Genomic DNA, 12,200 nt, shown 5'->3' with positions numbered 1-12,200 from the left:
AAGCTAGATTTGAATAATGGAGAAATAGATGTCCCGCCAAGTCATTCATACTGAAAATGCACCTGCTGCAATTGGTACTTACTCTCAAGCCATTCTTGTCGGCGATACACTTTATCTTTCAGGACAAATTGGATTAGATCCATATAGCATGGAATTGGTTGAGGGCATTGAAGCTCAAATTCGTCGTGTATTTGATAATCTAAAAGCAGTTTGTGAAGCTGCTGGTGGTTCTTTAGCTGATATTGCCAAACTGAATATTTTCCTCACTGATTTATCTCACTTTCAATTGGTAAACCAAATTATGGGTGAATATTTCGCTCAGCCGTATCCAGCGCGTGCAGCATTAGGCGTTGCAAGTTTACCTAAAGGGGCACTGGTTGAAATGGATGGTGTTGTGATTATTTCTAAATAATTTCAATATCTTAAAAAATACCACCTATGAGGTGGTATTTTTTTATCTAGAAAATCGATGAATTAAACAGCATTTTTAAATGAATTTCATTGACAAACGATAATAATTATCAATAATATCAACTATCGCATTTATCCTTGTGGTTGAGCAGAAATGTACGTTTGTTTATGTCGTGGAATTACAGATCAAGATATTAAAGATGCTATGGCAAATGGCGCTGAATCTTATCGTGAAATTCGTGACTTGCTTGATCTAGGCACTTGTTGCGGACGCTGTGTTCCTGAAGCACGCAGTATTATTAATGAAGAACTTGCTGAAATAGCTGCCAGAATTTCAATCGCCGCTTAATTCAGAATGTGCTAAAAATAATAAGAACTCATTCTATAACTATAATTCAGATTTCCAATTTCTCCCCCCGCTTTGACTCAGCGGGGTTATTTTTTGAAAAAGTGTATTTGATTGCGATTTTCATTTGCTGTTCAATAAATTACTCGTCAGACTTTAGCAAGTTGGGTTAAGATAATCTCTATCGATAGCCTTCTATGATAGGCTGAATTTTGAGTTTGGAGCTAAGATCATGAAAGGCAACCGTGACGTTATTCATCAGTTAAATCAGGTGCTTTACCACCATCTTACAGCCATCAACCAATATTTTTTACACTCACGCATGTTTAATGATTGGGGCATCGAACAACTCGGTTCAGCGGAATATAAAGAATCTATCCGCCAAATGAAGCATGCAGATAAAATCATTGAACGCATTTTATTTTTAGAAGGTCTTCCAAATCTTCAACATCTGGGTAAGCTCTATATTGGTCAACACACAATCGAAGTGCTGCAATGCGATGTTCGGAAAGTAAAAGAAAACATTGAAACGATACAAACTGCTGTGAAATTAGCAGAAGAACAACTCGATTACGTTACGCGTGATTTAGTACAAGAGATTTTAGAAAAAGAAGAAGAGTATTTAGATTGGGCGACCACTCAACTCGATCTTGTCGATCAAGTTGGTGTAGAGAATTATATTCAAAGCCAAATTTAATGATTGAAATAAAAAAATCCCCTTTCGGGGATTTTTTTATTTCAATAAGTCATCATACTCAATATGTTGCTTATGCAATGTTTCTAAAATCCATAGTTGATGCTTCGCTTCTTGCTCCATACCATTAAAAGCCAACACTTGTGCATACTTATGTAAATCATATTTTGATGCCAAGTTTGCAACCATTCGCTCTAGATCAGCAAGTTGTTGTTCTGTCATTTCAGTTTTAGGATCTAGTCCAATCCACCACACACGCTCTTTAAATTGAGTAATCAACCAAATTTGCTTTTGCATGGTGTGTTGTTGATCTACTGTTAAAGCTTCAGTCTTTGATGCGAGTACACTTTGCTCTTTATATAAAAAATAATCCCGTGTCGTAACTAAAGCTCCCACAATCGTGATAAGAGCAATCACTGCGAACACTCGACCATTCATTTTTACTGAAGGCAAATTTTTATATTGCGCCTGAATGATGCCCAGTAAGAAACCTGCTGGAAGTAGAAAATAAGCATAATGCAAAGGAAACTCTAACATGCCATGAATGAGGATTGCACATACCATTAATGTTGCAATGATCGAGATATTATCCTTCACCCCTTTATTGAGCCAAAGTAGCCAAGCTGTAAAGTACAGAAGAATAAACCCACCTAGAATCAATCCATTCCAGACTAATAAGTCTAGAATCATGTTGTGTGCACTTTTATACCAAAGTGAAACTTGGAAAGTATCGGTAATATAGTATTGCGCTAAGCCTGTTTGATTCCATCCATACCCCCACCATGGTTGATGCAGAATCGCAGCTAACATTTGTTGCCACATATCTAGACGAATATCACCTGCACCTTTTGCCACTATTGCTGAGCCTTGAACAGCAGTTTGAGTATCTGTAACAGCAAAAAGCCATTGATTAAGAGATGCTAAATTGGATGAAAGTAATATAAATAAGCCAACCCATAATGCGAGATGGATATGAGAAAATCGATTCTGTTTTTTGACTTGTTTGATTAACCAATAGATCACAATAAAAGCGCAAACGATAATACTTGTTCGAGATTGTGCTAACACCACACCAAACAGTGTGATTAAAGACATTGGCACAAGAAAAAAACTAGAAATTATTTTCTTTTCAAATAGATAAATACTACTTAATAAACTTAGAATGAGTAATGTCGCTAAATTATTCGGCTGAGCTAAATTCGCATACGGGCGATTGCCGTTAAATGAATAAATAATACCTGAAAAGAAGGTATGCATATCCAACCACTGTAGCACAGCAAATATAGCTGAGATAACTCCGACTGAAACAAATGTTAAACAGGTAATTTTAAATACTTGTTCTCTCTTTTTCTGCTCGAGGCAAAGTTGATATCCAGCAATCACCATCAACATAAAGAACAGAATATAAGCAAAACTAAATAAAGCATTGCTGAAATAGATGTTCTGTCCGAAAATAAATTGAATAAGTGGAATACTTAAGAAAGGCAGCAACAGGAGCTGTGGTTTTGGTATGTTTAGTTTAAACTTTGCTAAGCCTAACAATAAAAATGATGCTGCAATAAAAGTTAGTATTTCTGAGCCAAAAGTTGGCCAAGGCGAGCGATGGTATGGGAGGAGCCAAGCCATCACTAACGAAAAAATCGCAAGAACAAAGTATTTCATAACAAGGTTTAAAAAATGTTTGAGCTATCTTAAATCATTTATTAAATTGAAAGCGTCAAATTTATTCGACTCTTTCCAATTTTGTACTACCGCCATGTTCCCAAAAAAATGGGGCTGCTCGACCTTCAGCACTTCCACACCCCACACAAATAATATCCGAACCAAGATGTGTCATAATCATTAGGCAATAGAGAATAAAAATTGGCAAAAAAAGGTATTTTTCTTTAATTACATATTTCGAATTAGTCACTACTTGTGTCTTCATGTGACTAAAAGTTAATGCAATAAAAAGTACGCAGATCACTTGAGAAACCGGATAAATAAAATTGCCTGAGAACATCGCATCAATTGCAATTGATAAAACACCCATTTTGAGCACAACATCAACGCTAGATTTCAATAATCGCATAAAATGATACCCTAACCATACCAGCGCGATAATGCCCAATATCCCCCATTCAAAAACTAATCTCAAATAAACATTATGGATATGATGACCATATTGATACTGAATTTGTGCTAAATAGCCCCCACCTGTTCCTAATAAAGGATTTTTCTTCCATTGCTCAAACATAAAAGTCCACATTTCAGAACGGTGTGAACTTGAGTACCTTGCTATATTCAATGACCGATCAACTTCATGAAGGAAATTATAAATGTAATAGACACTTTGGTAGGTCATAAATGCAAAGAATAACCAGATAAAAGTTTTAGAGGCTTCTTTTCTATATTCTTGATTTAAAATGAACAACAAAACTAGAGGTATGATTAGACTCAATAAAGCTGATCTAGCTCCATCAACGAACAAGCCTAATCCAAAAAAGTAGCAAATGAATGGATAGAGAACATTGATATATTTATTTTTTCTTTTAAGAAAAAAACTTAACCAAAAAAACGGAACGATCACACTATTCAATATACGAATTGAACTTGAATTCATTTGCCAACTATAAAGTTTCCCATTCACTATAAAGTCATAAAACACTAATGGTATAAAAAAATGAATAAATAAAGCTAAAATAATTAATAAAATGAGTGAATTTCTAGTTACTTTTGAATGAAAATCAAATTTTTTAAAAATAAAAAATAATAAGCCTAAATTTAACCATAGAATTAAATCTACAACTCGAAACCAGTTTCCAACCGCCAACCATAAAGCTATGAGAATAAAAAAAAATAGCAATGTTTTATCTAAAGTGACTTCTTTTTTATCTTTTTTAACAAGATAACAAAAACTTAAAACTACAATTAAGATGATTTGTAGCACCCTAGACTCATCATATGGATTCGCGACCCAACCCAAATGAAATCCTAATAGCACTACCACTAAATATAAAAATACAATAATACTCATAACCAACAATTTAGTCATAAAAAAAAGAGCATCAAACGATGCTCTTTTGACATGTACTAATTAAGATTTTACACACGATGATGGTAAGAATTTTTGATCAATATCAGTTGTAGTACATTTCCAATCTGTAGAACCACCATTGTCTACAGCTGTAAGTGTAATAGATCCTTCAGATAAACCAGCATTGACACCATCTTTTTTGAATTTAGCTGTAATAGTACAAGCAGGTGCAGTACCACCAGTTGTAACTTTCGCTACATATTTACTAGAGATTGTGTTTTCTAAAGCTAGACCAGCAGCTTTTGTCTCATCACTATTATCTGGACATACAGCTGTTTGGCTCATAACCTCAACGATAGGAGTTTTTAAACCTGAAGCTAAACTAATTGCATCTGTAACTTGTGAACGTGCAATATAATTCTGGTAAGCAGGAATCGCAATCGCAGCAAGAATACCGATAATTGCAACAACGATCATTAACTCGATTAAAGTAAAACCTTTTTGAGCGTTCATAACATCTCTCCTAATTTTTAAGTTCAAAGTTAACAACCTATCCCCAAAATAGATTTTGTTGTTGCTAACTAACTGATGCTATTTTCGGATAACGCTTCAAGGTTGCCAATAAATATTTTTCAAATTTATTTTTAATGTTAATTTATGTAAAAAAGTGACATTTTTTGTCACTTTTCTTAAATCAATTTAAAATAATTGGCTGATTACTGAGCTCATTTGCTAAATCTTGCACTTTATCATCATAAAAACGATTCAAAATTTCGCCGACTTCCATCACACCAACAATAACACCCTGTTTATAATTTTTATTTTTAAGCTCACGAATCATGTGATCACAGATTGCTTGCCAATCTTGTTGCGTTGTTGCGTTTTGAATCCCACGATCAATCACAATTTCAACTTTCTGTTCACATAGATTTAAATATATCAGTACACCACTATTAAACTCTGTATCCCACACACCCAATTCAGCAAAAAGTTGTTCGGCGCGCTGACGAGTATTCATTGAATAAGCCAAGGCACATGGAATATATCCCTCTATGACCACTTGAATCTCACCAACATGACCTTGCTCCGCTTGTTTCACTGCCTCTGCAATTGCATTTTGGTCCATCTTGGAAAAATAACGTTTAGATGCAGGCAAATAACAAAAGTGCTTAATCCAGCGCTTGAAGCTCGGTTGAGATGCTTGTTGCAACTTTGGTTCAGTGATAATTTCTGTCGTTTCAGTTTTTGTTACCATGAGCCTGACGCACCTCCCCCACCAAAGCCACCACCACCGCCACTAAATCCACCACCGCCAAATCCGCCTCGACCGCCACTGCCGCCGCGTCCTCCGCCAGATAAAAATGCTTGGAAAATCAACTGTGCGATGGATGTAAATAATAAAAAGAAAATTCCGATACCCACAATCAAGCTGATTAAAATCCCTGAACCATAAATCATGCTCGCAGCAAAAGCAGTAACACCCGCGACCGAAGCACTTAAACGATTACCAATGATAAAAGAACCAATCACACCAGCGATCAAAATAAATAATACCGTGTTAAATGTCTTTTCTTTTGCATATTGCGCTTTTAAGGCTTGTTCTTGTCTAAGTTTCAACTCTTCAGCAGCCTGTTGGGCAATTTCAGGATCAAGGTTAACAATTCGTTCAATTTCTCTGACCCCTGCAATTAAACCCTGTCCAAATTCATTGGCTTTAAAATAAGGGGTGATTTGTTCGCGAATGATTCGACTCGCAACGATATCTGGAATCACTCCTTCCAATCCATAACCTGTTGCGATATGTAATCTTCGATCATTAATCGCCACCGCGATTAACAAGCCATTATCTTGTTGAGCAGAACCCAACCCCCAAGTCTGTGCAGTCCGCATTGCAAAATCAAAGATACCTTCCTGACCAGTTGTTGGAACGATGACGATCCCAATTTGAGCCTTACCCTCGCTATATAGACCGCGAATTATTGTATCAAGCTCCGACTTTTCTTGAGGAGAAAGTATATTCGCCTGATCTATCACAGGTTCATTTAATGTAGGAAGTTGACGTCGTGAGTCTCCTTCCTGCATATCATTTGAAACAGTAACAGGAGATACTGGTGTTGGTTTATTTTGCTGAGCACTTGATGATGGATTTGTTGAGTTGGGTTGAATCACTTTTCCCAGCACAATCGCGTCAGACTCATGATCTACTGCTGTTGCAGTTTCTGCATGAACCGTTTGCAATGTACAGGTCATCACAAAGACAAATAGCCATGAAATCAATTTCATACTATTGTGTCTAAGATGCTGTGTTCTCATGCTCATATTCATTAACTTCTAATCATTGATTTAATCAAAAGAAACATTCGGTGCCTTTTGTGCACTCGCTTCGGCACTAAAGTTTTCTTTTGCATCCATACCAATGACTTTTGCAGTTATGACTTGTGGGAATTGACGAACATAGGTGTTGTAATCTTGGACGGTAGAAATATAGCGATTACGCGCAACTGCTATACGGTTTTCTGTACCCTCTAATTGTACCTGCAAATCACGGAATTGCTCATTTGCTTTAAGATCTGGATAGTTTTCAGTCACTGCCAGCAAACGTGATAATGCACTTGTCATTTGTGATTGCGCTTCTTGATAACGCTTGAATAGTTCAGGATTTTCAAGGACTTCTTTATCAACTTTGAGCCCTGCAACATTTGCACGTGCCTCTGTGACTTCAGTTAAAACTTGTTCTTCATGTTTTGCATATCCTTTAACTACATTCACCAAATTCGGAACAAGGTCTGCTCGACGCTGGTATTGGTTTTGTACCTCAGACCATGATGCAGTCACCGCTTCATCTTTCGCTTGAAGTGTATTGTACCCACAACCTGTGAAAAGCAAGGTACTTGATAATGCGAGCACAACAGCTGATTTTTTTAAAATTTGCATGACATCAACCTCATTATTTATTTGTATTTGTTTAATTAAAAATATTGTATACGCAAATTCAAAATTGAATGTAGCATTTATTTTATGGCTTTAATTTATATAAAAACATTAAGATAAAAAAAGCCACCCTAAGGTGGCTTTTTGTTTGAAATTACTCTTCGTCTTTTTTATCGTCAGCTGGAGGTAAGTCCTTCACAGCTTCAGCAATTAGACCAAACATGTAGTTTCCGTATGCATTAGTTTTATCATAATGGAAACGTAAACGAGGTGTGATACGTGTCTTAATACGACGACTCAGCTCATGACGCAGAAAACCTGATGCTTTATTTAAAACATCTAGAGTATCTTTATTTGCTGCTTCACTTTGCTCATCACCAAGTTCACGCCCCATGACAGTAACATAAACTTCAGCATAGCCTAAATCTGGGCTCACTTTCACCGCTGAGATGGTCACAAGACCACCTAAGCGTGGATCTTTCAGCTCCTGACGGATAAGTTCAGACAATTCACGCTGAACCGTGTCCGCCATACGCTTAAGACGTTGACTACCCGCCATTAAAGACTCCGTTTAATTAATTGAACATCATAGACTTCGATTTTATCGAGCACTTTGATGTCTTTATAGCCTTTGACTGCAAGACCACATTCCATACCAGCACGAACTTCTTCAACCACTTCTTTATAACGACGAAGTGATTCAAGTTCACCTTGGAACACAACCACGTCATCACGTAAGACACGAATTGGTTTATTACGGTGTAATAAGCCCTCAAGAACCATACAACCTGCTGCCGCACCAAATTTACTTGAGTGGAATACTTCACGTACTTCAGCCACACCAAGAATTGTTTCACGATGTTCTGGTGCAAGCTTACCACTCATTGCATCTTTCACATCATCAATCAATTGATAAATGATTGAGTAGTAACGGATGTCGATACCATCTGCGTCAGCTTTTTGACGTGCTGTATTATCTGCACGAACGTTAAAGCCTAATAAGAATGCTTCTGAAGATTCTGCAAGTGTGACATCAGACTCAGTAATCGCACCAACACCTGAACCAATGACACGCACTTTCACTTCATCAGTTGAAAGTTCAGCCAATGCAACATGAAGCGCTTCCAATGTACCGCGAACATCTGTCTTCAGAACTACATTCACAATCGGCACGTCTTTTTTGCCCATTGAAGCCATTAAGTTTTCAAGACGCATTGCAGATTGACGCTCTAAACGTTTTTGACGTTCACGATCCATACGCGCATCAGCCACTTCACGTGCTTTCTTCTCATCATTTACAACAAGAACTTCATCACCCGCCATTGGCGCTTCTGGAAGACCTAAGATTTCAACTGGAATCGATGGACCTGCAGACTTAATACGTTGACCATTTTCATCAGTCATCGCACGTACACGACCGTAAGATGCGCCTGCAAGAACGAGGTCACCTACTTTTAATGTACCATTTTGAACAAGAATCGAAGTAACCGCACCACGGCCTTTATCAACACGTGCTTCGATTACTACACCTTGTGCCGCACCTTCTTCAGAAGCTTTAAGCTCTAGAAGTTCAGATTGGATCAAGATCAAGTCAAGAAGTTCATCAATACCTGCACCGGTGTGCGCAGAAACCATCGCGACAGGGACATCACCACCCCATTGCTCAGGCACGATTTCTTTAGTTGTCAATTCATTCAATACGCGATCTGGATCAGCAGATTCTTTATCCATCTTGTTGATTGCAACAATGATTGGCGTACCTGCTGCACGAGCATGGTCAATCGCTTCCGCTGTTTGTGGCATAACACCATCATCAGCTGCGACCACCAATACAACGATATCAGTTGCTTTCGCACCACGTGAACGCATCGCAGTAAATGCTGCGTGTCCCGGAGTATCCAAGAACGTGATAATACCTTTATCCGTTGTAACGTGATAAGCACCGATATGCTGTGTAATACCGCCCGCTTCACCTTGCGCTACTTTCGCACGACGAATACGATCAAGAAGCGATGTCTTACCATGGTCAACGTGACCCATGATAGTAACCACTGGTGGACGCGTTGTTTGTGCACCACGTGCTTCTTCAGCCGCCTCAAGCAAGTTATCTTCCGCTTGAGTATCTGATACTAGAACTGGGTTATGACCCATTTCTTCAACCACTAGAACTGCTGTATCCTGGTCGATTGATTGGTTTTGAGTGACAAGCTCACCCATTTTCATGAGTGTTTTAATTACTTCACGAACCTTAATCGCCATTTTTGCAGCAAGGTCAGCAACAACAATAGTTGCACCGATTTCAACATCATAAACTTGCTTTTTAACTGGCTTCTCGAAACCATGTTTATTAGCTTGGCTTGATTTCAAACCACGTTTATGAGAGTTGTCACGGAAAGATTGCTCTTCTTGACCACGACGACCACCTTTCTTAGGAGAACGTGCACCTGGTGTGTTATTACCACGCTTAATGTCACGGTCTTCTTTCGCGAATGAATCTTCGTATGCTTGACCAACAAGACCAGCAGCCAATGGAGAATCATCGACCACACGAATCGTTGCAGTTGCATCTTCATTAGAGTACTTAGAAGCCATCTGACGCATTTGTTCAAGCGTACGTTGTTGTGCTTCTTCAGCTGCTTTACGACGTGCTGCTTCTTCAACTGCTTTTAATTTAGCAGCTTCAGCTTCACGTGCTTTTTTCTGTTCTGCAGTTTCAGTTGGCTTAGTTGCTTGTTTAACAATCGGTTTATTTGTTGACTTGCGCTTAACCACAACCGCAGCTTTAGCAACTTCTTGCTTCTCACTCGATTGTTTCGCTGCAGCACGCATTGCATCTAAGTTCGCTTTCGCTTTACTTACTGCAGGTTGCGCCTTCTCTTCAGCTTGAACTGGTTTAACTTCAACTTTTTGCTGTGCTTTTGCTTCAGTTTCAGCTTTTGCTTTTGCCAATGCTTCAGCTTTAATTTGTTCAGGATCTGGCTTAGTGAACGTATGCTTCTTACGAACTTCTACGTTAATAGTTTTAGCTTTACCTGATGTACTTGCTACTTTTGCAGTACTCGTAGTTTTACGTTTCAACGTGATTTTTCCTGCGCTGCCGCTGTCTTGCCCATGCGCTTTTTTCAAATGAGCGACTAAACGGTCTTGCTGTTCTACTGAGATTGTGTCTTCTGCCTTAGATTGAGGCAACCCAGCATCTCGCACCTGATCTAATAGTTTTTCAACTGGAAGACCTACGCTGACTGCTAACTCTTTAATTGACTTATCCGTCATGTATGACCTCCTCGTTAATTAAACCATGATTCACGTGCTTTCATGATCAATTGACCTGCTTTCTCAGCACCTAAACCTTCGATATCAGAGATATCATCAGTTGCCTGATCTGCTAAATCATCTACTGTGATTACACCGCGAGCCGCTAATGCAGAAGCAAGCTCTGAACTCATTCCTTCCATCGCTAGAAGCTCTTCGCTCGGTTCTTGAATATTTTCTTGCTCTTTCAGTGCATCTGCTAATGCAACTTCTTTCGCACGGCTTTGTAAAAGCTCAACCGTTTCTGCATCTAATTCGATTTCATCAAATGTTTCAGCTGGAACGTAAGCAATCTCTTCAAGTGAAGTAAAGCCCATTTCTACCAATGCCATCGCAAGGTCTTCCTCAATATCAAGACGACCTACAAACATATCGAGATATTGCTGTGCTTCATTTTGTTGACGAGCACGGTACTCTTCTTCAAGCATCATATTGAGCTTATAACCAGTTAACTCAGAAGCTAAACGTACGTTTTGACCTTGAGAACCAATTGCACGCGCCAATTGATCGCTTGTAGCAAAAATAATATCTGCTGTGCGTTCTTCTTCATCAATCACAATACCCGATACATCTGCTGGCTCTAAAGCACTTGCGATATATTGAGCTGGATCATCTGACCAAACTACAACATCAATACGCTCACCGTTCAATTCTTGCTGTACAGCTTGAATACGTGTTCCACGCATACCAATACATGCACCAACTGGATCAATACGATGATCGTTCGTTTTCACTGCAATTTTAGCACGAACACCCGGTTGACGTGCAGCAGCTTTAATTTCGATGATTTCTTCAGAAATTTCTGGAATTTCTTTTTTCATCAATGCCATTAACATTTCTGGCTTAGCACGAGAAAGTTGTAGCTGCGCACCACGACCTTCACGGTTTACGTTAAATAAAATCGCATTTACACGCTGTTTAGGACGTAAAATTTCTTTTGCGATCATTTCTTCACGTGCAAGATATGCTTCCGCATTCTCACCGAGGTCAATGATGAAACCATCTTTAGTTTGTTTCTTTACTTCACCGTAAATTAACTCACCAACTTTAGATTCATATGCATCTGCAATAAGCGCACGTTCAGCTTCACGAATTTTCTGAACAATAACTTGCTTCGCGATTTGAGCTGCAATACGACCAAATTCAATTGATTCTACTTCAAGCTCACGCACATCACCGATTGACCATTTCGCTGGGTCCACATCAGAAATCGCGTCTTGGCATGCAGGCATTTCATGATCTTCATCTGCTACTACAGTCCATTGACGGAAAGTACGGTATTCACCAGTCTTACGATCGATTTCAACGCGCAACTGTGCTTCTTCAGAATTTGTGCCTTCGTAGAATTTTTTCTTCGTTGCAGCAACTAGAGCTTGCTCGAGCGCTTCGAAAATCGCTTCACGACTAACACCTTTTTCATTACTAACCGTCTCAGCAACGGTAAGAATTTCACGGCCCATAAGTCACCTACTATTCAAATTCTTTTAGTT

Annotated in this window: 12 protein-coding genes; 3 read left to right on the top strand and 9 right to left on the bottom strand. The window is 38.7% G+C overall.

Annotation, left to right across the window (positions count from 1 at the left end):
- Nucleotides 1–28: 28 nt before the first annotated feature.
- From AC1M9M_RS09065 to bfr, 3 genes are all read left to right on the top strand, one after another.
- Nucleotides 29–412, top strand: a complete 384-nt coding sequence (locus tag AC1M9M_RS09065; RefSeq protein WP_035264336.1) for a RidA family protein — start codon at nucleotides 29–31, stop codon at nucleotides 410–412.
- A gap of 153 nt (nucleotides 413–565) precedes the next feature.
- The gene (locus tag AC1M9M_RS09060; RefSeq protein ID WP_035264349.1) at nucleotides 566–760 is read left to right on the top strand and encodes a bacterioferritin-associated ferredoxin; all 195 of its coding nucleotides are present in this window, start codon (nucleotides 566–568) and stop codon (nucleotides 758–760) included.
- A 229-nt stretch (nucleotides 761–989) separates the two neighbouring features.
- On the top strand, nucleotides 990–1,454 hold the full coding sequence (bfr, locus tag AC1M9M_RS09055; protein WP_035264352.1) for a heteropolymeric bacterioferritin subunit Bfr: 465 nt from the start codon (nucleotides 990–992) through the stop codon (nucleotides 1,452–1,454).
- Nucleotides 1,455–1,490: 36 nt separating this feature from the next.
- Here bfr and AC1M9M_RS09050 read toward each other — a convergent pair whose 3' ends face one another.
- The 9 genes from AC1M9M_RS09050 to nusA all read right to left on the bottom strand — a co-directional run bounded on the left by AC1M9M_RS09050 (nucleotide 1,491) and on the right by nusA (nucleotide 12,170).
- On the bottom strand, nucleotides 1,491–3,113 hold the full coding sequence (locus AC1M9M_RS09050; protein ID WP_481596167.1) for a PglL family O-oligosaccharyltransferase: 1,623 nt from the start codon (nucleotides 3,111–3,113) through the stop codon (nucleotides 1,491–1,493).
- A gap of 61 nt (nucleotides 3,114–3,174) precedes the next feature.
- Nucleotides 3,175–4,467, bottom strand: a complete 1,293-nt coding sequence (locus AC1M9M_RS09045; protein ID WP_481596166.1) for an O-antigen ligase family protein — start codon at nucleotides 4,465–4,467, stop codon at nucleotides 3,175–3,177.
- A gap of 60 nt (nucleotides 4,468–4,527) precedes the next feature.
- Nucleotides 4,528–4,980, bottom strand: coding sequence for a pilin (locus tag AC1M9M_RS09040; RefSeq protein ID WP_481596165.1), 453 nt, complete (start codon nucleotides 4,978–4,980; stop codon nucleotides 4,528–4,530).
- Between the two features lie 181 nt (nucleotides 4,981–5,161).
- The gene (locus AC1M9M_RS09035) at nucleotides 5,162–5,722 is read right to left on the bottom strand and encodes a TPM domain-containing protein (RefSeq protein WP_481596164.1); all 561 of its coding nucleotides are present in this window, start codon (nucleotides 5,720–5,722) and stop codon (nucleotides 5,162–5,164) included.
- On the bottom strand, nucleotides 5,716–6,750 hold the full coding sequence (locus AC1M9M_RS09030) for a TPM domain-containing protein (RefSeq protein ID WP_481596163.1): 1,035 nt from the start codon (nucleotides 6,748–6,750) through the stop codon (nucleotides 5,716–5,718). The genes AC1M9M_RS09035 and AC1M9M_RS09030 overlap by 7 nt, the downstream gene beginning before the upstream one ends.
- A 60-nt stretch (nucleotides 6,751–6,810) precedes the next feature.
- Nucleotides 6,811–7,401, bottom strand: a complete 591-nt coding sequence (locus AC1M9M_RS09025) for a LemA family protein (protein ID WP_481588600.1) — start codon at nucleotides 7,399–7,401, stop codon at nucleotides 6,811–6,813.
- A gap of 151 nt (nucleotides 7,402–7,552) precedes the next feature.
- Complete coding sequence (locus AC1M9M_RS09020) at nucleotides 7,553–7,957, bottom strand: ribosome-binding factor A (RefSeq protein ID WP_035266025.1); 405 nt, start codon at nucleotides 7,955–7,957, stop codon at nucleotides 7,553–7,555.
- Nucleotides 7,957–10,671, bottom strand: coding sequence for a translation initiation factor IF-2 (infB, locus tag AC1M9M_RS09015; RefSeq protein ID WP_180028666.1), 2,715 nt, complete (start codon nucleotides 10,669–10,671; stop codon nucleotides 7,957–7,959). Before infB ends, AC1M9M_RS09020 begins: the two co-directional genes overlap by 1 nt.
- A gap of 14 nt (nucleotides 10,672–10,685) precedes the next feature.
- Nucleotides 10,686–12,170 carry a transcription termination factor NusA gene (gene nusA / locus AC1M9M_RS09010; protein ID WP_481596162.1) on the bottom strand — a complete coding sequence of 495 codons (1,485 nt, stop codon included), beginning with the start codon at nucleotides 12,168–12,170 and terminating at the stop codon, nucleotides 10,686–10,688.
- Nucleotides 12,171–12,200: the final 30 nt, after the last annotated feature.

The sequence above is a fragment of the Acinetobacter sp. ANC_7503 genome (assembly GCF_056780035.1).
This window is presented reverse-complemented; position numbering and strand designations above follow the sequence as displayed.